This window comes from Micromonospora lupini str. Lupac 08 (genome assembly GCF_000297395.2).
Taxonomy (GTDB): domain Bacteria; phylum Actinomycetota; class Actinomycetes; order Mycobacteriales; family Micromonosporaceae; genus Micromonospora; species Micromonospora lupini.
This window is the reverse complement of record NZ_HF570108.1, coordinates 484412-506638: the sequence shown is the minus strand read 5'-3', so window position 1 is coordinate 506638 and position 22227 is coordinate 484412. Positions and strand designations below refer to the sequence as shown.

Annotated in this window: 21 protein-coding genes; 8 read left to right on the top strand and 13 right to left on the bottom strand. The window is 69.4% G+C overall.

All coding sequences use genetic code 11. From position 1 onward, the window contains the following. Positions 1-66 precede the first annotated feature (66 nt). Positions 67-963, bottom strand: a complete 897-nt coding sequence (locus MILUP08_RS03565; RefSeq protein ID WP_007454808.1) for a L,D-transpeptidase family protein — start codon at positions 961-963, stop codon at positions 67-69. A 173-nt stretch (positions 964-1136) separates the two neighbouring features. On the opposite strand from MILUP08_RS03565, the gene MILUP08_RS03560 reads away from it, so the two are divergent. Then, positions 1137-2816: a DNA repair helicase XPB gene (locus tag MILUP08_RS03560; protein WP_007454807.1), complete on the top strand. Its 1680-nt coding sequence runs from the start codon at positions 1137-1139 to the stop codon at positions 2814-2816. Between the two features lie 115 nt (positions 2817-2931). On the opposite strand, the gene MILUP08_RS03555 is transcribed toward MILUP08_RS03560, so the two are convergent. Then, complete coding sequence (locus MILUP08_RS03555) at positions 2932-3504, bottom strand: TetR/AcrR family transcriptional regulator (RefSeq protein ID WP_007454806.1); 573 nt, start codon at positions 3502-3504, stop codon at positions 2932-2934. Between the two features lie 88 nt (positions 3505-3592). On the opposite strand from MILUP08_RS03555, the gene MILUP08_RS03550 reads away from it, so the two are divergent. Further along, positions 3593-3964, top strand: a complete 372-nt coding sequence (locus MILUP08_RS03550) for a DUF4267 domain-containing protein (protein WP_007454805.1) — start codon at positions 3593-3595, stop codon at positions 3962-3964. Between the two features lie 116 nt (positions 3965-4080). Here the strand turns inward: MILUP08_RS03550 and MILUP08_RS03545 are convergent, their stop codons facing one another. The 6 genes from MILUP08_RS03545 to MILUP08_RS34340 all read right to left on the bottom strand — a co-directional run bounded on the left by MILUP08_RS03545 (position 4081) and on the right by MILUP08_RS34340 (position 13119). Further along, positions 4081-4800 carry a hypothetical protein gene (locus MILUP08_RS03545; RefSeq protein WP_144056857.1) on the bottom strand — a complete coding sequence of 240 codons (720 nt, stop codon included), beginning with the start codon at positions 4798-4800 and terminating at the stop codon, positions 4081-4083. Positions 4801-4956: 156 nt separating this feature from the next. After that, the gene (locus tag MILUP08_RS37055) at positions 4957-9888 is read right to left on the bottom strand and encodes a carbohydrate-binding protein (protein ID WP_051065655.1); all 4932 of its coding nucleotides are present in this window, start codon (positions 9886-9888) and stop codon (positions 4957-4959) included. Between the two features lie 152 nt (positions 9889-10040). Further along, entirely contained in the window at positions 10041-10760 is a 720-nt protein-coding gene (locus MILUP08_RS03535; RefSeq protein WP_007454800.1) for a hypothetical protein, read from the bottom strand. A 172-nt stretch (positions 10761-10932) separates the two neighbouring features. Then, positions 10933-11277 (bottom strand): type II toxin-antitoxin system HicB family antitoxin, encoded by a 345-nt coding sequence (locus MILUP08_RS03530; RefSeq protein WP_007454798.1) that lies wholly within the window; start codon positions 11275-11277, stop codon positions 10933-10935. Next, positions 11277-11489: a hypothetical protein gene (locus MILUP08_RS03525; protein WP_007454797.1), complete on the bottom strand. Its 213-nt coding sequence runs from the start codon at positions 11487-11489 to the stop codon at positions 11277-11279. Before MILUP08_RS03525 ends, MILUP08_RS03530 begins: the two co-directional genes overlap by 1 nt. Before the next feature lie 478 nt (positions 11490-11967). Next, the gene (locus MILUP08_RS34340) at positions 11968-13119 is read right to left on the bottom strand and encodes a DUF4062 domain-containing protein (protein WP_007454794.1); all 1152 of its coding nucleotides are present in this window, start codon (positions 13117-13119) and stop codon (positions 11968-11970) included. Between the two features lie 93 nt (positions 13120-13212). Here MILUP08_RS34340 and MILUP08_RS35105 point away from each other — a divergent pair, with 93 nt between their 5' ends. After that, entirely contained in the window at positions 13213-13665 is a 453-nt protein-coding gene (locus MILUP08_RS35105) for a hypothetical protein (protein WP_007454791.1), read from the top strand. A gap of 593 nt (positions 13666-14258) precedes the next feature. Here MILUP08_RS35105 and MILUP08_RS03520 read toward each other — a convergent pair. Continuing rightward, the gene (locus tag MILUP08_RS03520; RefSeq protein ID WP_007454788.1) at positions 14259-14486 is read right to left on the bottom strand and encodes a winged helix-turn-helix domain-containing protein; all 228 of its coding nucleotides are present in this window, start codon (positions 14484-14486) and stop codon (positions 14259-14261) included. A 476-nt stretch (positions 14487-14962) separates the two neighbouring features. On the opposite strand from MILUP08_RS03520, the gene MILUP08_RS03515 reads away from it, so the two are divergent. Beyond that, positions 14963-15220, top strand: coding sequence for a hypothetical protein (locus MILUP08_RS03515; RefSeq protein WP_007454786.1), 258 nt, complete (start codon positions 14963-14965; stop codon positions 15218-15220). A 57-nt stretch (positions 15221-15277) separates the two neighbouring features. Here the strand turns inward: MILUP08_RS03515 and MILUP08_RS03510 are convergent, their stop codons facing one another. Together MILUP08_RS03510 and MILUP08_RS03505 are read right to left on the bottom strand one after the other, a co-directional pair. After that, positions 15278-16228 (bottom strand): zinc metalloprotease, encoded by a 951-nt coding sequence (locus tag MILUP08_RS03510; protein WP_007454784.1) that lies wholly within the window; start codon positions 16226-16228, stop codon positions 15278-15280. 150 nt (positions 16229-16378) lie between these two features. After that, positions 16379-17383, bottom strand: coding sequence for an RNA polymerase sigma-70 factor (locus MILUP08_RS03505; RefSeq protein ID WP_007454782.1), 1005 nt, complete (start codon positions 17381-17383; stop codon positions 16379-16381). 78 nt (positions 17384-17461) lie between these two features. On the opposite strand from MILUP08_RS03505, the gene MILUP08_RS03500 reads away from it, so the two are divergent. Continuing rightward, positions 17462-17947 carry a carboxymuconolactone decarboxylase family protein gene (locus tag MILUP08_RS03500; protein ID WP_007454780.1) on the top strand — a complete coding sequence of 162 codons (486 nt, stop codon included), beginning with the start codon at positions 17462-17464 and terminating at the stop codon, positions 17945-17947. Positions 17948-18071: 124 nt separating this feature from the next. Here MILUP08_RS03500 and MILUP08_RS03495 read toward each other — a convergent pair whose 3' ends face one another. Then, positions 18072-18824 (bottom strand): TIGR03089 family protein, encoded by a 753-nt coding sequence (locus MILUP08_RS03495; protein WP_007454779.1) that lies wholly within the window; start codon positions 18822-18824, stop codon positions 18072-18074. A 145-nt stretch (positions 18825-18969) separates the two neighbouring features. Here MILUP08_RS03495 and MILUP08_RS03490 point away from each other — a divergent pair, with 145 nt between their 5' ends. Then, positions 18970-20058, top strand: a complete 1089-nt coding sequence (locus MILUP08_RS03490) for a hypothetical protein (protein ID WP_007454777.1) — start codon at positions 18970-18972, stop codon at positions 20056-20058. Positions 20059-20085: 27 nt separating this feature from the next. Here the strand turns inward: MILUP08_RS03490 and MILUP08_RS03485 are convergent, their stop codons facing one another. Beyond that, positions 20086-20451 (bottom strand): MerR family transcriptional regulator, encoded by a 366-nt coding sequence (locus tag MILUP08_RS03485; RefSeq protein WP_007454775.1) that lies wholly within the window; start codon positions 20449-20451, stop codon positions 20086-20088. A gap of 58 nt (positions 20452-20509) precedes the next feature. Here MILUP08_RS03485 and MILUP08_RS03480 point away from each other — a divergent pair, with 58 nt between their 5' ends. Continuing rightward, complete coding sequence (locus MILUP08_RS03480; RefSeq protein ID WP_007454774.1) at positions 20510-21409, top strand: NAD(P)-dependent oxidoreductase; 900 nt, start codon at positions 20510-20512, stop codon at positions 21407-21409. 76 nt (positions 21410-21485) lie between these two features. Continuing rightward, the gene (locus tag MILUP08_RS03475) at positions 21486-22226 is read left to right on the top strand and encodes a hypothetical protein (protein ID WP_007454772.1); all 741 of its coding nucleotides are present in this window, start codon (positions 21486-21488) and stop codon (positions 22224-22226) included. The last annotated feature ends 1 nt before the right edge of the window (position 22227 follow it).

Here is a 22227-nt window from a genome sequence, read left to right as displayed (position 1 = left end):
GACTCCCAAGAGTGTCACTACGGCGACGCGTGTGACAGGGGATAAACCCCGAGTCGGGTGGGATGTTCAGGTGCCGGGGCGGCGGCCGATCAGCACCACCCGGGTGCCGACCTTGCCCAACTCCCACATCCGGACGGCGTCGGCGTGCAGCAGGTTGACGCAGCCGTGCGAGCCGATCGACTTGTCGTGCAGGTAGGTAGTGGTCTCGTGGAACCCCATGCCCTGGGTGAAGTGCTGCCAGTACGGCAGCCACACCTCGTACGGGTTGGACCACTCCTTCGGGTTGCGGTAGTTGACCGTGTAGGTGCCGGACGGGGTGCGGTAGCCGGACATGCCGGTGCGCGTCACCGTCGGCCCCAGAACCACCTTGCCGCCCCGGAGGGCCCACACGGTCTGCCGGGTCAGGTCCACGCAGAAGGTGGTGCCGGTGCCGGCCTTGCAGCGGGTCGTGTCGGTGGTCGCGAGGCGCTGGGCCACGTCCAGGGTGGTCGGCCCGGCGCGTCCCTCGACGGGGCGAATGCCGTACCTCTTCTGGAACTTCTTGATGGCGGCGCAGTCGCCGGCGGACTGCCGCCCGTCGACAGTGACGGGCCCGAACCCGCCCAACCGCGCGAGGTAGGTCTCCACCGCGCGCTGGTGCTGGCCCTGGGGGCAGCCGGCGACGGTCGGCGTACCGGTGCCAGGGGTCGGGGTCGGGCCGGACGCCGCGCGGGTCGGCTTCGGCGTGGGTTTCCGCGTGGGTTTCCCTGTGGGTTTGGGGGTGGGCGCGGCCGACGTGGGCCGGCCGCGCTGGTCCGGCCCGGACGTGCCGCTCGCCCCCGATGCCTGTTCCGCCGCACCGACCGGGGCGGCTCCCCCGCCACCACTCCCGCCGGACTGCGGATCGAGCGTGCACGCGCCGGCACCGACCAGCACGACCACCGCCAGGGCAACCAGCAGGGAAGTGTTGCGGACACGCCTCATGGCACCTCCCCTGGACAGTCGTCCCTTTGCTAGACGTTCGTAAGTGCCGTCCTGGTTGCACCCGGTGCTCATCTTTCTTTCGACGTTCTCCGCCGTGCAACACTGGATGGTCGGCCAGCAGCGGGTATGCGACCCGTTCCGGCCGGACGGCCAACCGAGGAGAGGACGCTGGCGTGAGTGGTGGACCCCTGATCGTGCAGTCGGACAAGACCCTGCTGCTGGAGATCGACCACCCCGACGCGCAGGCCTGCCGGATGGCGATCGCTCCCTTCGCCGAGCTGGAGCGCTCTCCGGAGCACGTGCACACGTACCGGCTGACCCCGCTCGGGCTGTGGAACGCCCGGGCGGCGGGGCACGACGCCGAGGGCGTGGTCGACTCGCTGATCAAGTACTCGCGGTACCCGGTGCCGCACGCGCTGCTTGTGGACGTGGCCGACACGATGGACCGCTACGGCCGGCTCCAGCTCGCCAACGACCCGGCGTACGGGCTGGTGCTGCGGGCGCTGGACCGGCTGGTGTTGATCGAGGTGGCCAAGAGCAAGAAGCTCGCCGGGATGCTCGGCGACAAGATCGACGACGACACGATCCGGGTGCACCCGTCCGAGCGGGGTCGACTCAAGCAGGCCCTGCTCAAGCTGGGTTGGCCGGCGGAGGACCTGGCCGGCTACGTCGACGGCGAGGCGCACCCGATCGAGCTGGCCGAGGCCGGCAAGGACGGGCGTAAGCCGTGGACGCTGCGGTCGTACCAGCGGGAGGCCGTCGAGGCGTTCTGGGCCGGCGGGTCGGGCGTGGTGGTGCTGCCCTGCGGCGCCGGCAAGACGCTCGTCGGCGCGGCGGCGATGGCCGAGGCGAAGGCGACCACGCTGATCCTCGTCACCAACACGGTCGCCGGCCGGCAGTGGAAGCGGGAGCTGATCGCCCGCACGTCGCTGACCGAGGAGGAGATCGGCGAGTACTCCGGCGAGCGCAAGGAGATCCGCCCGGTCACCATCGCCACGTACCAGGTGCTCACCTCGCGGCGCGGCGGCGCGTTCACCCACCTGGACCTGTTCGGCGCCCGCGACTGGGGCCTGGTCGTCTACGACGAGGTGCACCTGCTGCCCGCGCCGATCTTCCGGTTCACCGCGGACCTCCAGGCCCGCCGCCGGCTGGGCCTCACTGCCACTCTGGTACGCGAGGACGGCCGCGAGGGTGACGTGTTCAGCCTGATCGGGCCGAAGCGGTACGACGCGCCGTGGAAGGACATCGAGTCGCAGGGCTGGATCGCCCCGGCCGAGTGTGTCGAGGTCCGGGTGACCCTTACCGACGCGGAACGGATGTCGTACGCGACGGCGGAGGCCGAGGAGCGCTACCGGATGGCGGCGACCGCCCGCACGAAGCTGCCGGTGGTGAAGGCGCTCGTCGACCGGCACCCGGACGACCAGGTGCTGGTGATCGGCGCGTACATCGACCAGTTGCACCAGATCGGCGAATATCTCGACGCGCCGATCGTGCAGGGCTCCACCACGAACAAGGAGCGGGAGCGGCTCTTCGACGCGTTCCGCACCGGGGAGATCCGCACGCTGGTGATCTCCAAGGTCGGCAACTTCTCCATCGACCTGCCCGAGGCGGCGGTGGCGATCCAGGTGTCCGGCACGTTCGGGTCACGCCAGGAGGAGGCGCAGCGGCTGGGTCGGGTGCTCCGCCCGAAGGCCGACGGCCGGCAGGCGCACTTCTACACGGTGGTCTCCCGCGACACCATCGACACGGAGTACGCGGCGCACCGGCAGCGCTTCCTGGCCGAGCAGGGGTACGCGTACACGATCGTGGACGCCGACGACGTCCTCGGCCCGTCCCTCCCGACCTTCGACTGAGTTGTCGTCTCCTTGATCGACTCGGTTTTCCGGAAGTCGCGGTGTCCGGGGCAGGTTGACACCCCGGTTTCCGGGAAACCGAGTCGATCAATGCGTGGGCCCCGACCGGCGGCCTTCAGCGGGAGAAGCGGTCCACCAGCACCGCGAGCCGGCGGTCGTGGTCGGCGCGGCGGAGCCGGCCGCTGCGCATCAGCGTGACCAGCCCGTGCAGGCCGCTCCAGAACGTCTCGGTGACCGCCTCCAGGTCGTCGTCACCGGCCGCCGGGCGCACCGCCTCGGCCAGCTCGGCGAAGCCCCGGGCCAGGTCGGTCGGGACGCCCTGGCTGGCGAACGGCAGGTCCACGGCGAGGGTGAACATCGCGTCGTAGAGCGCGGGCCGCTGGTCGGCGAAGGTGGTGTACGCCGCAGCGACGTCGGCGACCGCCCGCCCGGGGTCGGCCGCTGAGGTCCGGGCCGTGGCCAGGGCGGTGGCCAGCTCGGCGAAGCCCTCGACGGCGACCGCCGCCATGATGGCGTCCTTGCCCTTGAAGTGGCTGTAGAGGACGGGCTGGCTGTATTCGATCTCGGCGGCGAGCCGGCGAGTGGTCACCGCGTCCCAGCCCTCCGCCAGGGCCAGGTCGCGGGCCGCGGCGATGATGGCCCGTTCCCGTTCCGCCCGCTCGCGCTCCCGGCGCGTCTGAGTCGACATGACCGCAACCCTAGCACCGCTAGCATTGCTGCCGTTGCTCTGCTAGCGTCGCTCCTACATCTAGCAGCGCTAGCAATTGGAGCGAACCATGTTGTCACCCCTGGCCTACGGGCTCGCCGTCGTCCTCAGCCTCTTCGTCGCCTTCATCGGCGCGCGGTTCCTGCTGGTGCCGCAGGCCGCAGCCGCCGGGTACGGCGTGCCGGCCCGGCCGGACGGCGACCCCGCCTACCTGACGGTCAAGGGGCTGAAGGACCTCACCTTCGGGCTGCTCGGCCTCGCCCTGATCGCCTTCACCACCGCCGACTCGGTCGCCTGGTTCATGCTGATCGTCGCGCTCGTCCCGCTTGGCGACACAGTCATCGTGCTCCGCAACGGCGGAACGAAGGCCGTGGCCTTCGGCATCCACTTCGCCACCGCCGTCGTCGTCCTCCTCGACGCCGCCCTGCTGTTCGCCCTCTAACGGCGCTTTGATCGACTCGGCTTCCTGGAAGTCGCGGCATCCGACGCAGGCTGATGCCCCGGTTTCACCGAAGCCGAGTCGATCAAAGCGCAAGGCACGCGGCGCGCGCCAGGGCGTCAGGGCGTCGGGGGTGGGCAGCGGTCGGGGAGTTGGACCTCGCCGGGGCGGAGGTCGAAGGTGTCCATCGTGAACCATTCGTCGAGTTCCGGGTCGAAGAGGTTCTGCAGGCCGAACTGCAACACCTGCCACCACCGGGTCGGGTCCCGCTGGTCGACGTAGATGTCGCCGAGCGCGAGCGGGAACCGGAAGAACTCCCCCGGCACTGTGGAGCCGCCGACGACCCCGACCCGCCAGTGGTCGACGTGCCGGTCCTGGTCGCCCTGCAAAATCTCCGGCCCGACATAGCGAGCGGTCTTCAGCTTGTCGTTGAAGATCTGCCTGTTGAAGAACCCCGGGACCTTGCTGCACGGGCGCGGCGGGAACAGCGGGATGTTCGGCCACCGGTAGGTGAGCGTGTAGAGGGTGTTCTCGTAGATCAGGTTCGTGAACCAGATCGGGTACTCCGGGCCGCCGGCGGTCATCTGGCTGTTGCCGCCCCGGCCCTGCCAGGTGAAGGGCACGTCGATACCGAGGTCCCGCACGATGTACCGGCCGGTGCCCTGGAAGTCCGCCGGCAGCAGCGGGGGACGCGGCTCGCGCGGTTCCGGGACGGTGGGACCGTCGGCCTGGGCCGCGCGGGGCAGCGGCGCCGCCGCCGGACCCGGCGCGACCACGCCCAGGACGAACAGGCCGCCGGCCACGGCCGACACCACCATCCGACGTGTACGCCTCGACACCACCATCGCCCTCCGCCGTCCGCATCTGCCTTCGGCGCAGCCTAGGAGCAGGAAAAACGTGAGAGCGGGTGGAACGGATGGGCTCCACCGGACGGGTGAAGAACGCACACCGGCCCGGGACCGCAGCGGTCCCGGGCCGACGTCACGCGAACCTGACTACTTGATCAGCTTCCAGGGGCCGAACTTGTCACCGGGCTCCTGGCCGCGCGTCCACCACTTCGCCTCGTACACGTGGCCCTTGAAGGACACCCGGTCACCGGCGTTGTAGACCCTGGTGAGCGTCCAGGCCGCCGGGCTGTTGTCCGGTGGGGTCGGGGCGATCTCCTCCCAGGAGCCGTTGCGGTCACCCGGCTTCTGGTTGCGGGTGTACCACTGGGCCCGCCACTTCCTGCCGTCGTACATGGCGATGTCACCGGAGTTGAAGATCCGCGACGCGGTCCAGATCGCCGTACCGTCCTCGGTCATGGCGATTTCCTGCCATGCGCCGTTGGCGTCGGCGCCCGGCTTCTGGTTCTTCGTGTACCACGAGGCCCGGAAGACCCGACCCTGGTAGGTGACCCGGTCCCCGTCGTTGTAGACGGTCGACGAACTCCACTCCGCCGGCAGACGCACCGTCAGGACGGCGGTGGCCTCCACCGGCGTGAGGTGGTCGTCACCCGCGTACGACGCGGTGAGCGTGTGCTGGCCGCCCGCGAGGCCCACCGGGAGGGTGAACGTCCCGGTCCCGTTGGTAAGGGTGGTCGAACCGCGAACTGTCGTACCCTCGCGCAGCTCCACCGCGCCGGTGACCGGCGTGCTGCCGGCGGCGACCTTCACGGTCACCGTCGCCGCGGTGCCCCAGGTGGTCGGGGCGGCGGTGACGGTCATCGTCGGGACCTGCTTGGCGATCGTGAACACGGCCGGTTGGGCCACCGCCTCGCCACCGTCGGCGCTCCGCGCGGAGACGATCCAGCCGTACGAGGTGCCCGGCAGCAGCTTGTCCCAGGTCGCCGTGGCGACGCCGTTCGAGGTCACCTCGTCGGTGCCGATCGTGCCGGACGGCACGTACGCGGCGAGCGAGTCGGTGGTGAACGACGTCTTGCGGGTGCTGAGGTCCACCGGCAGGGTCAGGTTGTCCTCCGAGCCGTTGTAGCGCGGCTTCGGCTGGCTGCCGTCCTGGCGGACGTCGTACTCGGTCGCGCCGAAGTTCTTCAGGAACGGCGAGTACGTGTCGATGTGCATCTCGGCCCGGTCCACGTCGAACTGGAGCAGGCGCAGGAAGCTCGCGCCGAACTGGAGCCGGTCGGTGGCCTTGTGATCCGGGGTACCGTCGCCGTTGACGTCGATGGTGCCGTCGGGGGCGATCCGCGTCGGCCACAGCTCGGCGGCGGTGACCGTGTAGAACTGGTAGTCCGCGAGCAGCTCGACGACGTCGTGGCTGACCGTGACGCCGATCTTCGACTTCAGGTTGGTGCCGACGCCGTGTTCGTGACCGGCGAGGACCAGGAAGACGTTCGGGTTGGTCTCGACGACCTGCTTGAACAGCGGTGAGCCGTCGGGTGCGGAGAAGTCCGCCCCGCGACCGTCCGGGTTGGGCGACGGCTTCAGGTAGTCGTGGGAGAGCAGGATCCCGTTGCGGTCCTTGTACCGCTTGAAGATCGAGTCAGCCCACCTCGCCTCGGCCGGCGTGACGCCGTACGACAGACCGACCGCCACGAAGTCCAGGCCGCCGGCGGAGAAGAGCAGGTAGTTGTTCTGGTTGTCCCTGCCCGGCGTCACGGACCCGTCGGCGTTTGTCACCTCGTCCCACGCGTGGTACTCCGTGCCCTTCGGCCAGCCCTTGGCGGTGCCGTAGTACCTGTCGGCGCTGAAGGTCCGGCTGAACCGCGACGTCGGGCCCGTCTCGGCGCCCAACTGGTCGTCGTGGTTGCCCGCGATGACCTGGTTGACGACGCCGTTGTCGTCGAGGATCTTCTGGAAGCCCGAGGCGGTGGCCAGCTCCTTCTCGACCTGCTCGTGCAGACCGGGCCGCTTCAGCGAGCCGTCCGGGTTCTTGGCCAGCGGGTCGTAGTAGTCGTTCTCGATGACGTCGCCGGTGTGCGCGGCGTACGCGATCTTGCGGCTGGCGGCGTTGTCGGCGATCCACTGCATCTGGTCGCGGTACGCGGCGGACCAGATCGCCTGCTCCTCGGCCGTCTCGACGTCCGAGGGCTCGGCGTTGCCGTCGAAGTCGTCGTACGTGCCGCCGGCCGCACCCTCGGTGACGTACTGGGTGTCGGTGAAGTGCGCCAACGAGAAGTCGTACGACGCGGGATCCTCGAAGTGGTCCTTGTCGTCCTGCGCCGTCGCGTCGCGCGGCGACAGGTCGTCGGCGAACGGGTCCTCGCCTGTGACAAGCACGTGCACGACGCCGCCGTCGCGGTAGCCGGCCTCGATCTGCGCGGTCAGGACGGTGTCCTGCCCGGCCTGACCCCGCGAACTGGTGAGCACGACCCACTTCCTGGTGGCCGGGTCCCACGCCCGCAGCGCCACGATCCGCGCCGGGTCGATGGTGCCCGACCAGCGCAGTGTCGGCTCCTGCTTCGTCGCTCCGAGCGGCAGGTCGTACCGCTGGAAGATCACCCCACGGCTGGACGGGGTGTCGATCGTCGCGCCGTCGAGCGGACGCAGCGAGGCGACGTTCACGCTCTTGTCGTGCTGGACGTCGAGCGTGGTAGGCACGTCGGCCGCCTCGCCCTGGTAGCCGCCCGTCGGCAGGACCACGTCCGCCTTGGTGAAGGTGGCGGTCAGCCCGACGCCCTCGGCGCCGGGGATCCGGGCGGAGAGCTCGGCCGACAGCGGGTCGGTGCTCTTGACCGTCGAGTTCAGCTCGGTCGGAACGTCCGGGATGCTGGCGCTGCTGAAGCGCACCTCGCGGGTGGCGGTGTTGCCGAGCGCGTCGGTCGCCGTCAGGGCGATGACGTGCGCACCGGCCGGCAGCCCGTGGCCGATCTGGTCGCCCTGCTTGACGGCCGCGCCGTCGAGGGTGATGACCGGCGTACCGACCACGCCGGAGGCGTCCTTGATCTTGACGTTGAGCGCGACTGTCGACGTCAGCCGCTGCCCGGCCGCCGGCACGCTGCTCTCGATCTCCGGGGCGGTGTTGTCGGTGGTGAAGCGCCGCGTCGAGGTCTTGTCCCCGACGACCGCCTTGATGGTGTGGGCGCCGTCCGCGATCGTCGTCGTGTCCACGTCGGCACGCTTGCCCAGCGCCGGCAGCGCCGCGCCGTCGGGCGCGGTGACGTCGAACAGGACCACCTTGGTCAGCACCGAGTTGTAGCTGCTGCCACAGGTGCCGTCACCGAGATACGTGGTCACCTGGGAACCGGCGGGGTAGGTCGCCGAGCCGATGGTGACAGTGGTCTGCGCGGTCGAGCGGGTCAGCGGGGTCGCCTTCGCGTCGGTCGGCAGGAGCTCGAAGTCCCGCAGCGTGAAGTCGTCGAAGTTGTCGCAGCCGCCCGGCTTGGCGCTGCCGTGGTCGTTGCCCGCGACGAACTCCACGGCGTTGACGCCCGGCACCAGCCACTCGTTCGGGAACGCCAGGTCGGCGGTCTCCTTCTCCCACATGCCGATCTCCAGCGGGATGCCGTTGATCAGCACCTTGTTGTCGTACCCGTTGTCACTGCCGTTGCCGCCGACGAACGCCTTCAGGTGCGCGTCGCCGCCGCTGCCGAGGGTGTCGACCGTACGGGTCGTCGGCGCGCCGTCGACGGTGAAGTGGAGTTCGGCGTCCCTGTTGGCCGCACAGGTGCCGTCGCCCAGCGCCAGCGTGGCGGCTGTCGTCTCCGCCTTCGTCACGGTCGTGCCGCTTGTGGTGACGACGTACGTGGTGCCGGCCGTCACCGTGCCCGCAGTGCTCAGGGTGAGGCTCGTCGCGGCCCGGTTGAGGGTGAAGTCGTCGTGGTTGGCGCAGGTCGCGCCGTTCAGGGTGCCGTTGTAGTCGCCGGTGCGGACCTCGACGACGTTGTCACCGAGGTGCAGGAAGCGGTTGGGGAACGCCAGCCTGACGTCCTCCGCGCCGGTCGCGCCGTAGTCGCCGCCGAGGTCGACGCGATGGCCGTTGACAAGCGCGTAGCTCTGGTAGCGGGCCTCGATCGAGTTGCCCGCCTCGACCCGGAGACCGAGGGTGGCGGTGCCGGTGGCCAGCGCCTCCGCGTTCTCGGCGGGCTTGTCGTCGATGGCCAGCGACTCGACGTGGTCCTTGCCGCCGGTGGGCAGCGCGGCGATGACCGGACGCGTGCCCCGGATGCGAGCGCCGTCACCGGGGGTGACGACCGCCGCGCCGGCCGGCGAGTTGTTGACGTCGACGGTCACTGACGTCTTCGCGCCCGACAGGGTCGTCGCGCTGACGGTGTGCGTGCCGTTGGCCAGCTTCGTGGTGTCCAGGTCGGTACGCAGGCCGGACGTGCCGCCCGGCTCGCCGGAGATGACGAAGGTCAGGGCCTGGTTGAGCAGCTTCGCCGAGGTGCCGCAGGTGCCGTCGCCGAAGCTGTAGCTGAACAGGTTCTGCTCGCCGTCGGCGACCACACCGAGCAGGCTGAGGCTGATGCTGCTCAACGCGTAGTCGTCGTAGTTGGGGCAGCGGCCACCCTCACCGTTGGGCAACTCCTCGTACCCGACGGCGGTCTTGGTGGTCGTGTCGACCCAGTTCGCTCCGGCCTGGACGGTGACGGTGTTCGTGCCGGGCTGCAACCAGTCGCCGGGGAAGTCGAGGGTGCCGACCTGCCCGCCCGGGATATTCGGGAGGTACACCCGGTCGGCCTCTGCGGTGTGGCCGTTCACGGTGATGTAGTTGCGATAGCGGGCCTCGGTGCCGTTGCCGCCCATCTCGAAGGCGAAGTGGGCGGTGCCTGCGGTCTTGTCGGCGGCGACCCGGTCACCGTCGACGGCGAGGGCGGTGACCGAGTCGTTCTCGGTGACCGGCTCGACGACGACGGGGACCGTGCCCTCGACGTTCTGCCCGTCGCTCAGACTGATCAGCGGCGTGTTACCGCTGGTCGGGACGGTCTGCGCTCCTGCGAGGGTGGGGCTGAGGGTCGTCGCCGGTCCGGCGATGAGCAGAAGCGCCACCGCGGACAGGAGTCCGCGTGTTCGCTTCCTACGCGCACGTGGTGCGTGCGTCATGGCGAGGTTTCTCCTTTGTTGGGTGCGAGGAACCGCCGACGCCGAGCACCGGAATGCCGACCGCGGCGGGCACGGGGGGCCAGAGCGGGTGGCCGGTCTCAGGACGGTCGGGCGTGGGCGACCCGCCGACGACGTACCTGACGTCGCAGCAGCAGCGCGACAACGGCCGCGACGAGCAGCAGGGGGCCGACGCTCCCGGCGACCTTCCAGACGGTGGCGCCGTCGTGGTCGGGCACGGTCGCCTCGCTCGCGGCGGGCGCGTCGCCGAGCGCCCAGTCGTGGGCGTACCGGCCGGGGCCGTACACCTGGCGTTGGCCCCGCGGGCCGGTCGCCACCGTCTGGTACGCGGGGTCGAGATCGCTCAACATCCGGACCTCGATGCGGGCCACGCCGACCGGCCCCGCACAGGTGTAGTCGACGTCCACGCCGGAGCCCGCGAGATCGCTCGATGGGTCGACGGTGCCGGCGCACGCGTGTCCGTCACTGCTGACGGTCATCTGCGTGAGCAGGTAGCTCGCGAACGGCGCGGACGAGGCGAGCACCGTCGCGTCCGAAGCCTGGAAGGAGATCGCGCCGTCGAGCAGCACCCGGTCCTGCGGCAGCAGGCCGAGTTTGACGCCGAGCAGGGTCAGTTCGTCGACGCCGCCCGCCTTCCACGTCAGGCGCACCACCTCGGGGCGGGTCGCATCCGCCGCGATGGTCACGGTCTGCGGATAGCCGTACGGGTGTGCTCCGGCGGGAACCGCCATGGCGAGCAGGGTGACTGTGAACGCCACCGCGATCACGACGCGGCGGGGCCACCGTGCGGTTGAGGGCATGCCAGCGCTCCGGTCTACAGGTGCTGTGGCACGCCGGTGGGCGCGACCGTTCAGTGACCCTGCCGGCTGTCGGCGAACTCGCCAGGCGAGCTTGATGAGAAACGGGCGCAGCGGGGATGAACAGTTAGTTGATCAACTGCGCTTTCTACCGCAACACGGGCTGCCCGACCGCTCAGGCGGCGCTGAGCTTCCGTAGGACGTACTGGTTGAGGCTCATCCCATCCTCGGCGGCGTGGATGGCGAGCTCGCGGTGCAGGCTCTCGCCGACGCGGAGGTTGAACTTGCCCGAGTAGCTGCGCTCAGCGAACGGCTGCGGCACCTCTTCGCCCTGCTCCTCCATGTCCGCGATCACTTCCCGCAGGAGGTCCTGGAGCCCTTGCAGAGCCTCGATCTGCGAAGGGGCCAGCCAGGAGAGGGACGGAAACTCGGCGCAGGTGGCGACGAACTCGCGGTCCTGGACCGACCACGTAACGCGGTAGGTGTAGTGGGACACGTCAGGGTGAGGATCGGTCTGCATCACATGGCCTCCTTGTCGATCGCCTTGAGCACTTGCCGTACCTGGTACGCCTTGGCCTTGCCCTTGTCGTTCTGGATGTTGACACGTGGATCGCCCGCCCAGGGCATCTTGAACACCGCATGGGAGGTGCCGGCCTGCCGCGGCTTCCCGAAATAGTGCTCGCACACCCCGTAAAGATCGTTATAGGCGATGTTCTGCTGGCTCTTCCGCATCGCTTCAACGAGCTTGTCTATGGACGGCCACGGTGATGGTACTGAGCGCGGTACCACAGACCGCCGCTTCGCTGCCAGCCCCGCCTGATCGCCACCCTCGTCTGCGAGGACGGCCGGGTGATCCGGTGAGGCGTGGGCCGTCCGGTGCGATTGCTGTCGGCTTTGATGTCAACAGCGTTCCGCCAGCACCTCCGGCAAGAGTTGACCCCGCCGGGGGGATGCGGTCTCAGGTTGTCGACTGCTGCCAACTGGTGTCGGCAAACCCCTGGCGAGCAGGGGCGCATCATCGATGCTTGCCGTACGAATCCAGAACCTGCCGGCGCTAACGATGCCTTCTCGCTGCACATGGAGCGCTCGATTAGGGGCAGCCCGGATCGGCGCAAGTCACGCAAGCAGATGTCTGCGGAGGAGCGTGCGCAGGCAGAGTGGGACGTCCGAGGGACGCCACTCCCCACGACCCACACCCAACTACTGCCGCTTACGTTCGTTGCCGCACTATTTCCGACGGTTGCTGCGCCCGCTTCACTGCGCGCAAGTGCACAAGCCGATTCATTCCGAAAGGCGTCAGCTTCCAGTAAGTGCCCTTGTCGGCAACACTCCGCTTCCGCTCGCTTTTCGCGATTAGGCCGAGCGCAAGGAATTGCAAGAGTATCGTGCCAAAATCGTCTTCTTCTACCCCAATCTCCCAATTAGTGACTCGACTTAGATCAACCTCCTCCACTTTCGCCCTTTTCTTAATATCCTTCAGCAGCGCTTCCCAAAGCGGCGCAACAGGCGCAAACAAGTAGTCGTTTTCAAGACCCTTGCCGAGCGCCGAGCGCAGCCGCTCTTGTTCGCACTCGTCCAAGAGGTTCGGCCCGACGGCTTGAAGCAGGTCGTTCCAACTCACCTCAATGCGTTCCCAACCTCTGGCCCCGATAGCCAAACCATTGGCCGGTTGATACTCGGCAGTAACATTGGCCAGAAATCCATATTCCTCTTCACCTTGCGCGAGTTCTTCAGACCCCGCAGGCGCACTCGTGGCGGCTTCGTGGAGCGATGCTTCCAGCTCACTTATTCGCTTCCGGAGGCCCGCAATCTCGGCGAGAGACTCCGCTGACGTCTGCTGATCGGCGCGGACCCACCCCGTGGCTTCGTAGAGCTTGGCAAAACGCACATAGGTGGTCGTTACTTGAGCTGCCAGAGACTCGGGTGATGTCCAGAACCTGACATGCTTCGCATTCCTTACTTTGCTCCGGAAATTAGACAGCTTGTCGCGAGCGAGCGGGTCGAGCTCCGCCTTGCCTACTGGTATTGAAGGCTCGTCTCCATGCAGAAACGCCATGATAGGTTTGCCCACTTTAAGGGCGTAGTCGAACTCCTTCTCGGTGTAGCTAATATCTTCCGCTGGGTCCAGCGACCCATACTTGCCACCAATTACCAACAGGTAGTAGTCGCAATCATCAATGACGCGCTTAATCAAAGTCCAAGCATCGTCGTCTGCCGCCGGAAACAATTCCATTCCAGAAGGAAATGCATCCAACTGAAGCAAGGCAGTGATGACTGCTTGGCGCTCCTCGCGCAGGTCGAGGTAGGTTGAGCTTAGGAATACCTGGTAACGCTTAGAGTCACCGATCAAGATGTCCCCCACCGTACGATCTCAGAGCCTGATCTTGCCATCGACATGCATCCTAGTGTAGATGTCGAGGAGGCGATCGAGGCGCGCAGAGCAAGGAGCTTCAAGGTGGCAGACGAAGTGGACGTAATACTACAAATGTGGCTAAGCCGGTGGGAGCAGATACGTCAATCGGAGAATCAAAGGACCGCAACAACCAACATAATCATCGTTGTCGTCTCAGCCCTCCTCGGTTTGATCGCAAGCAAGGGCCTGAAGCCAGTGATGCTGCCTGCCGCGATTACGGTGACGGTACTGGGTGCGTACGGCGGCGTTCTTTCAGCAAAGTACTACGAACGATTTCGCTTCCACCTCGCCGAGGCGGCGGCATTGCGGCAACGGCTCAACGAGCGCTTCGCGGCGTTGGACTTGGAAGCCATGCAAGCTGCGGTTTATACGAACCAGGCGGCCGCATTCCCTCGTTTGATTAGAATCCCTCTATACGGACTGTGGGTCACCCTTCACGGAATCGTCGCGATCGCAGGGTTAATTTTGACTGGCGCTGTCATAGCGAACCTTTAGAATGGGCAACCACGACGACGAGCGCCAAATTCAGCGCCCGTCCCTTCCGCTAGCCACACTGCGATTAGCGTTCGGCGAGCAGAGTCTAGGGTTGGATCGTTTCTTAAGGCCTGAGTCAACTCGAAGTTGACGGGCGATAAGCGCGACGAGGCCGGGGTGGGGAGGCGGCGCGTGCATCCCGGGCAGGCCCCCGCCTGCCGGCAACGCCGGCCCGAGGGGTCGCAGAGGCTCCGAGGTCAAGGGCGGCCCACAGGGCCGTCGCGCAGCGATGCGAAGCACCCTTGAGGTCGGGCCCGCATCCTTCGCGATCCTTCGCGCCGCCTCCCCACCCCGGCCGGCGGAGACTTGCCCCACGGCGCGGCAGTGCCACGGCCGCCGCGCCCCCGGCCGGCTGCCGGCCCACGAACTCCAACCACCTTCGCCGCTACCGTCGGCGGGCCCCGGGCTCCCCGCTTTCCGCGCCAGCCGGCGGGCGCCTTGCGTGACCGGCGTGGAGCGACAGCGGAGCGTCGGACGCGCGCCCAGGCGGCGGCGCGTGCGGCCCGTTCAGGGCCCGCCTTGAGGCGCTTCCCCATTTGGCAACCACGGGCTGTTCAGCCCCGAGCGGACTCAGCAACAAAGACGCCCCGACCCGGGCGGCCGACCAGCACACCCTGCTCCCGCAACGTCGCCACCGCCCGATGGATCGTGGAGACCGACACGTCGTAGTGGTCAGACAACTGCTGGGTGGACGGGATCTTTGACCCGCGCTGGAACTCACCCACCTCGATCCGCCTCAGCAGATCGTCGATCAACTCACTCATGGTCGGCGGAATCGGCACGTGGAGGCCCCTTGCAGTCGGTTGGCCCTCCCAGTATCGAGCAACAGGTGAAAGAGCGGCAATAACTGACGCAGGAGAAGCAGGTAGGAAGCGCGAGCCAGATTCGATAGATAAGAGAGCGTTGACAGAGGTGACAGGTATCGGTAGCGTCGCTCTCGGTGATGCGGTGCTGCTGCGGTCGGTTGGCGCCTCTCGTACCGGTCTCGCATCGCCGCCGAGACCCCACCCTCCGCGCTCCCCCGGCGCGGCCCTGCTGCCGTACCGCCGATCGAGGCTGCGGTCGCAGGGTGGGGCGGTCTCCGCCGACCGCAACCGGCGGAGGCCGCCCCTTCCACTTCGACGCGACCCGACGAAGGGCGGTCCCCCGTGCGCGACCTGATCCGCCGGCTGGTGAGCCGACGAGAGGAGGAACCACCGATGGCAGCAGCGGGCCAGAAACCCTGGCAGAGCGTCCAGTCGGCGAACCACCGTTACCGATGACCGAGCGTTGGGTGATCCACCTGCCGGTCACGGCACCCGACCTGCTCCGGGCCCGGATCCTCGCCCGGACCGCCGCCCGCGTGCTGGCCCGGCTCAGCGCCCGCGTCGAGCCGGGCGGGGTGACCGTGTCGGCCGAGGACCAGCAGGGCGTACGCCACTGGGTCTTCTGCGACCGGCGACTGCCCGGCGGCGGCCGGTGTGCCCTGCCCGCCGACCACACCGCGCCCTGCTCGCCCCGACTGCACCGGCGGTGAGGAGGAACGGAAAGGGGCTGGCGGGGCACAGCCCGCCAGCCCCCGACACGCCCTGCGTCAGCCGGCGCCGCCGGCGCGGAACGCCACCCAGGCGTCGCTCATCCGGTCCGCCTGACCCGCGGTGAACATGTCCATGCAGGAGTCCTGCGTGTAGTCCATGAAGTTGTGGATCGGGTCCAGCCCGGGTGCGGTGCAGGTGTCGGCGCCCACCGGGCAGTCGAACTGCGGGGCCGCCTCGCGCGGGGTGTCCGCGACGAAGTCGCCGGACGCGGAGCAGCCGTGCGCGAAGGTGTGCTCCAGCATCAGCCAGTGCCCCACCTCGTGCGTCAGCGTGTCACCGAGGGCGTACTTGCCGGCCGTGCCGCCCGGCATGGACTCGTCGAGCATCACCACGCCGTCGATGTAGTCGCGGCCGTTGTTGTAGCCCTTCGGGAAGTACGCCCAGCCGAGCAGGCCGCCGCCGATGTTGGCCGCGTACACGTTCAGGGTGCGGGAGTCGCCGGTGTAGAGCGCCTTCTTCATGTCCCGCTCGTTCTTGCCCGGCTCGACCGTGTACCAGGCGCTGTTCACCGTGAACGTGGTGTCGACGAGCGAGAACCGGAACGGGGTGTCCGAGGCGTCGGCTGCCGTACGGCCCGCGTACGAGTCGTTGAGCACCGTCATCTGGGCCGCGATCAGGGTGTTCCACCTGGTCGTCTCGGCGGCGGTGAGCGGGTGGTCGGACACCATGTGGAAGACCGTCGGGATGGTGACGCTGCCGTTGGGCAGGCGCGGCGCGTCCTTGATCACCCCATAGGCGTTTGCCTCGTTCTTGGAGTACAGCGCCGGTTCCTGCGCGGTGGCGCCCTCGGCGACCCGCGCCGCGGTGCCCGGGTCGCACGCCGCGACACCCGGGGAGGCGGTCGCGGGGGCGGCCGTGGCGAGCGCCCCGGAGGCGCCGCCGGAGGCCAGGAACGTGGCGGCGGTGGCGGTGAGGACCGCCAGTCGGAAGATAGGTCTCCTGGGCATCGGTGCACCTTTCGGTGAGGGAGCGGTGCGCTGTCGATGACGTCGTCTTCCGGTATGAGACCACGTCGACGACACCGGCAAAAGACCTGCGTACGGCCCTGATGCGGGATGTAACGGCAGGGGCGCGAGGCGCGCTGTTACGGCCCGACGTCAGCGGCTCAGGACGTTCTCCCGCTGCATGTGGGACAGCTTCTCCGGATTGCGGACGGCGTAGATCCCCGTGATGAGGCCGCCCTCGATGCGCACGGCCACGACGGTGTCCAGCTCGCCGTCGAGGTGGACGATCAGCGCCGGGTAGCCGTTGACCTGCGCCGGCCGCCACGACGTGCTGCCCGCGACCTTGCCCCAACCAGAGGCCAGCGCGCGGGCAACCTTGTCGGCACCGAGGATGGGCCGCGGGACGGCCTGCTTGATCCCGCCACCGTCGCCGAGAAACACCACATCCGGCGCGAGGATGTCGAGCAGGCCCTGCAGATCGCCCATGTCGACCGCCCGCTGGAACGCGTCGAGCGCGCGCCGGGCCTCCGCCGGGGAGACGACCTGACGGGGCCTGCGGGCCGAGACGTGTGCCCGGGCACGGTGCGCGATCTGGCGGACGGCAGCGGGGCTCTTGTCGACGGCTTCGGCGATCTCGTCGTACTCGAGGTCGAACACCTCGCGCAGCACGAACACCGCCCGTTCGGTCGGCGCGAGCGTCTCCAGCACCAGCAGCACGGCCATCGAGACGCTGTCGGCCAGCGCGACGTCCTCGGCCACGTCGGGCGCGGTGAGCAGCGGCTCGGGCAGCCACGATCCGACGTAGGACTCCTTGCGGCGACCGAGCGTCCGCAGCCGCGTGAGCGCCTGGCGGGTGGTGATGCGGACCAGGTAGGCGCGCTGGTCGTGGACTGCGTCCAGGTCGACGCCCGCCCACCGCAGCCAGGTGTCCTGGAGTACGTCCTCCGCGTCGGCGGCCGAGCCGAGCATCTCGTACGCGACGGTGAAGAGCAGGTTGCGGTGGGCGAGGAAAGCCTTGGTGGCCCGGTCCGGCCGGTCGTCGGCTGCGGTCTGCGGCATGTCCACCACGGTGAACTCCTGTTCGCTGTCGACTGCGTCACCCACCAGATGCCGGAGCCGGCCGTTCTGTGACACCTTCCGGCCCGTGGCGGTCGTCACCCTGCCCGACCGTCACAGGGCTGTGCTCGCCGGCATCTCATGTTCGTCCGATCGAACACCACAGCTAAGGACGGAACCATGGACGCCCGGTTCAACATGTTCGAGAACGAGTTCGCCATGAAGTTCTTCAAGCGGTTCGCGAACGTCGGCATGGTGCTGCAGCAGTCGCCGCTGCCGAAGTCCACGCAGGAGCTGGTGTCGCTGCGCGCGAGCCAGATCAACGGCTGCGGCTGGTGCATCGACACGCACGCCAAGGAGGCCGTGGCGGCCGGCGAGAGTGCGGTTCGACTCAGCCTGGTCGCCGCCTGGCGCGAGTCCACCGTTTTCACGGAGGCCGAGCAGGCCGCGCTCGCGCTCGCCGAGGAGGGCACCCGGCTCGCCGACGCCTACCAGGGCGTGTCCGACGAGACCTGGGCTCAGGTGCGCAAGCACTACGACGACGACCAGGTCGCCGCGCTTGTCGCGCTGGTCGCCCTGATCAATGCGGCCAACCGGCTCGCCGTGATCCTGCACCAGAAGGGCGGCTCCTACGAGGTCGGCACGTTGGCCGCCGCGTTCGGCTGAATCGGCATCGGACCCGGCCCGGGATCATCCGATCCCGGGCCGGGCGCACGCCGGTAGCCGGAAACCTCACGACGTGGCGCGGGGCGCGGCGCGTGCGCTGCTCGGCCCCGGAGCGGCACCTGGCTCAGAGGACCCGGGTCACCCGCTCGGCGGCGATGATCGCGTCCCGTCGCGCCGGGTCGAGGTTGGCAGTGATGACCACTGACGCGCCCGCCGACAGCGGTGCGAGCAACCACTTCAGCGGCTGTTCGGTCTCGGCGGCGTCGACGAGCAGCCGGTCACCGGCGCGCAGGTCAAGCATCGTCGCGAACTCCCGCGCGAGCGCACCCCACTGACCGTAGGTCGTGCCGTCCGCGGTCGCGGGATCCGACGGGTGGATGGCCGTGTGGTCGGGCGTCACGTCGGAGTGGCGGAGCACCTCGGCGGACCAGTCCAGCCAGCCCAGCGGCACGTCGGCCAGCCGCCCCGGCCCGGTGCCGACGAGGTAGCGGTGCGGGGCGTCCGGCACGTCCTCCAGCCAGTCGTCCTGCCGCTCGGGAGTGACGAAGACCGCGTCGAACGGCCGGTCGCCGCCGGGCTCCAGCACCGCCAGGCCCGCCGTGGCGCGCGGCCGGAACGACACCGCCAGGCCGCAGGCCCAGGCGCCCATCAACACCGCTGCGGTACGCCAGTGCGGCGGCAGCAGGACCGCTACGCGGCTGCCGGGGCCGAGACCGCAGCCGTCCCGCAGGAGGCTCGCGCTGCGCGCCGCCCAGACGCCCACCTGCTGTGCGGTCAGGTCGACGCGTTCGCCGGTCGCCTCGTCGCGGTAGCTGAGCAGTGGGCTCTCGGCGGCGGCGGGTGGGACCGTGAGGTCGGCCGTGGCGTGTGACTGCATCTGCGTGCTCCCCGGGTGACGACGTCGCCACCACCCTACGCAACGACTTTGGTCGTACGCCTCGTCGGCCGATGGCCGTATCGGGTGGCCGGATGGCCCGCGCACGGTGACCGGTGACCCCCCGCGACGCCGCCGAGGAGCCCCCATGCCGACCGGACCCGATCCCGCCACCGTTGAACGCCCTGCCACCCCTGACCGTCTGCCCCTGCGCCGGCGACTCCTGCCGGTGCTGGCGTTGCTGCTGATCGCGCCGTGGGCGGCCGAGTGCTCGTGGGGTGGCTTCGCCATCGACGGCTTCCTCCCGGTGGTGATCGGCCTCGCTCCGATGTACGGCGGAGCGGCGATCCTGATCCGGGAGACCGCCCGACGCCTCGGCGCGGGCTGGCCGACGATCGTGCTGCTCGCCGCCGCGTTCGGTGTGCTCCAGGCCGGCCTGGTGGACCAGTCGCTGTTCAACCCCGGCTACCTCGACGACACGCAGTACGCCGACACCCGGGCCGCCGCCGAGGCGTCGCTGGTGCCGGGGCTCGGGTTCAGCCTCCGGCAGGCGTTCGACTACGTGGGCAACCACATCCTGCTGACCGTCTGTGCGCCGATCGTCTTCGTCGAGTCGTTCCTCGGGGAGAGGCGGCGGCTTCGGCCGTGGCTGGGGCGGCCCGGCTTGGCGGTGGTCGCCGTGGTCTACCTGCTCGGCAGTCTGCTGGTCTTCACCTCCCCCGAGGGTCGGAAGAACTTCCTGGCCAGCCCGCTCCAGCTCGCCTTCGCCGGCACGGTGATCCTCGTCCTCGTCGGCGTCGCCCTGCTGCCCCGCTGGCGACACCCGCGGCCGCGCCCCACCGATCCGTCGAGCGCCGGACGGACCCGGCGCGCCCGTCGGGCGCCGCACCCACTCTGGGCGGCTCTGCTGATCATCCTCGCCCGCTTCGGCACCGACCTGACGCCCGGCTGGGCGGGGGTGGCGATCGCGCTGGCCCTCGCCGCCGCTGTCGGAGGGTTGATCGCGTACCTGTCGTCGCGCGACGGTTGGGGGCAGCGGCACTTGCTCGCCGCCGGCTCGGCGAGCGTGGTCAGCGCCGCCGCGTTCGCGTACCTGGTGCCGCCGTACTCCCCGGCGAGCCCGGCGGCGGCCCGGGCCGGCGACATCGCGGTAAGCGTCGTCACCGTGGCCCTGGTCGGCGGCGCGTGGTGGCGGCTGCGCCGCGCTTCGCCTGCTGCGCACGTCGCCGCGAGCTGAACCGCCCCTACGCAGGCCGGACGGTGCTCAGGGCTGGTCGCGGGCGGAGCCCGCCTGAATGAGGCGGTCCAGGACGGCACGAGCGGCGGCGAGCCGGTCGATGGACGTCGTGATCCGGTTGCGCTCCACCGCCAGAGCGTCGAGGAGTTCGGGGCAGGTGGGGGCCAACACGGTCACGTCGTCGGGGATGCAGGGAAGGATCTCGGCGATCGCGGCGGTGTTCAAGCCCGCGGACAGCAGCAGTTGGATGTGCCGCACGGTGCCCAGCGCCTGCGGCTCGTAGTGGCGGTACCCGCTCGCGAGACGGGCCGGTCGCAACAGGCCCTGCTCCTCGTAGTAGCGCAGGGCGCGTGGGGTGGTGCCGGCCTGCCGTGCCAGTTCACTGATCCGCACATCGAGAGCAGATCAGCGCTTGACCTTCACGTCAACGGCAAGGTTTAGCGTCGTCGCTGTGACTCACCGCAATCATGAGGACAACACGTCCCCCACCGTCGCCGTCCTGGGGCTCGGCCCGATGGGCCGGGCGCTGGCCGCCGCGTCACTCGCCGCCGGTCACCCCACAGTGGTCTGGAACCGCACACCCGGCCGGGCGACCGCGCTCGTGGCAGCCGGGGCGGTGCTCGCTCCCACGGTGGCCGACGCGGCACGCCGGGCATCGGTCGTCATCGCCTGCGTCATCAACTACCAGGCGGCTCGCGCCGTCCTGTCGAGCCTCGGAAGCCCGCCGAGAGGACCCTTCGTCAACCTCAGCAGCGGGCACGCCACCGAGGCGCGGGACCTGGCGACCTGGGCCGCGCAGCGGGGCGTCGACTACCTGGACGGCGCCATCCTGACGCCCGCGCCGACCATCGGGACACCGGCCGCCACGATCCTCTACAGCGGTCCGCGGGATCTCTTCGACGACAGCCTTCCCGCGCTGGAGAGCTTCGGCGGCTCCAGCGTCCACCTCGGCGCGGACGCCGGCACGGCAGCAGCGTACGAAATGGCCTTGCTCGACCTGTTCACCATGTCCGTCGGCGGACTCGCGCACGCCTTCGCCCTGGCCCGCGCCGAGGGCATCCCGCCGGCCGCGTTCGCCCGTTTCGCCAGAGGAATCGGTGACCTGTTGCCCGACATGGCCGACCGGTTCGCCGAGCAACTCACGTCCGGAACCTTCGCCGCCGACATCTCCAGCATCGCGTCGGCGGGCTCGGCGGTCACCCACGTCGTCGACGCCGCCGCGGCACGCGGCATCGAGACCGGACCGCTGCGGGCCGTCCAATCGATCATCGACCGGGCCGTCGCGGCGGGCCACGGCGGCGACAGCTACGCCCGGCTCGCCGAGTCGCTCGTGCCGGCCGATCACCCGTAGGCGGAGACGTCCGCGGCCAACCGCTGTGACCTGGCGATTACACTCGCGCTCACACCACTTCGGAGGGGGCGGCGCAGTGGGTGAACTGCTGTCCAGCCTGATTCAGGTCGTCAGCTCGTACGTCACCAGACTGCTGGACCGGCGGACGGTTGCGAAGGACGCGAAGGTCGGCGCCCATCTGCTCGACGTGGTCCTCACGCTGCAGGAGCTGTGCCTCAACGGCGACCGTCTCCTGAGCCTGGCCGACACCATGATCGCCACCACCGAGCCAAGGGCGGACGACCAGACGGAGTTCGCCGCGCTGCTACGCCGGCAGTCCGCGCTGATCAACCAACTCAGGAGCGGCCTCGACGCCTCGCGCGCCCTGCTCGCCACCGTCGACGTGGACTTCGCGTTCGCGATGGCGCCGTTCCTCGACGCCAAGTCGGGGCTGCTCACCCGCTGGCAGCAACAGGCCGCCCTGAGTCGGTTCTCCACCACCACGCTGTTCTTCCTGCCCGCCGAGGCCCTCACCCGCGCGGTGGCCGCCACCCCGGCCGGTTCGAGTGTCACCGCAATCGACCGCAACCGGACGGACTTCGTCCTGGTGGTCGCGGACGAGGTACGCAGCGCGCGGCGGCGGGAGGTGGCCGACATCCGTGCCGTCGCGGACGACGAGCGCGGGACTCTGCGAGGCGAGGTGGTGCAGGCCCGCGCCGGGTTGGACAGCGCCCGGGGGCTGTGCGCCCGACTGCTCGGGGCGACCCAGGAGGCCATCGGCCCGGACGCCACGGCCCAGTTGCGACGGACGCTGGCAGACCGGGCACAACAGCGCTGAG

What these genes read in the sequence shown, in the direction of transcription:
- MILUP08_RS03530 (WP_007454798.1), bottom strand. Translation starts at nt 11,277, where the DNA reads ATGCAGACCGATCCTCACCCTGACGTGTCCCACTACACCTACCGCGTT.
- MILUP08_RS03495 (WP_007454779.1), bottom strand. Translation starts at nt 18,824, where the DNA reads ATGCAGTCACACGCCACGGCCGACCTCACGGTCCCACCCGCCGCCGCC.
- MILUP08_RS03515 (WP_007454786.1), top strand. Translation starts at nt 14,963, where the DNA reads ATGACCGAGCGTTGGGTGATCCACCTGCCGGTCACGGCACCCGACCTG.
- MILUP08_RS03525 (WP_007454797.1), bottom strand. Translation starts at nt 11,489, where the DNA reads ATGCGGAAGAGCCAGCAGAACATCGCCTATAACGATCTTTACGGGGTG.
- MILUP08_RS03510 (WP_007454784.1), bottom strand. Translation starts at nt 16,228, where the DNA reads ATGCCCAGGAGACCTATCTTCCGACTGGCGGTCCTCACCGCCACCGCC.
- MILUP08_RS03500 (WP_007454780.1), top strand. Translation starts at nt 17,462, where the DNA reads ATGGACGCCCGGTTCAACATGTTCGAGAACGAGTTCGCCATGAAGTTC.
- MILUP08_RS03535 (WP_007454800.1), bottom strand. Translation starts at nt 10,760, where the DNA reads ATGCCCTCAACCGCACGGTGGCCCCGCCGCGTCGTGATCGCGGTGGCG.
- MILUP08_RS03565 (WP_007454808.1), bottom strand. Translation starts at nt 963, where the DNA reads ATGAGGCGTGTCCGCAACACTTCCCTGCTGGTTGCCCTGGCGGTGGTC.
- MILUP08_RS03550 (WP_007454805.1), top strand. Translation starts at nt 3,593, where the DNA reads ATGTTGTCACCCCTGGCCTACGGGCTCGCCGTCGTCCTCAGCCTCTTC.
- MILUP08_RS03490 (WP_007454777.1), top strand. Translation starts at nt 18,970, where the DNA reads ATGCCGACCGGACCCGATCCCGCCACCGTTGAACGCCCTGCCACCCCT.
- MILUP08_RS03555 (WP_007454806.1), bottom strand. Translation starts at nt 3,504, where the DNA reads ATGTCGACTCAGACGCGCCGGGAGCGCGAGCGGGCGGAACGGGAACGG.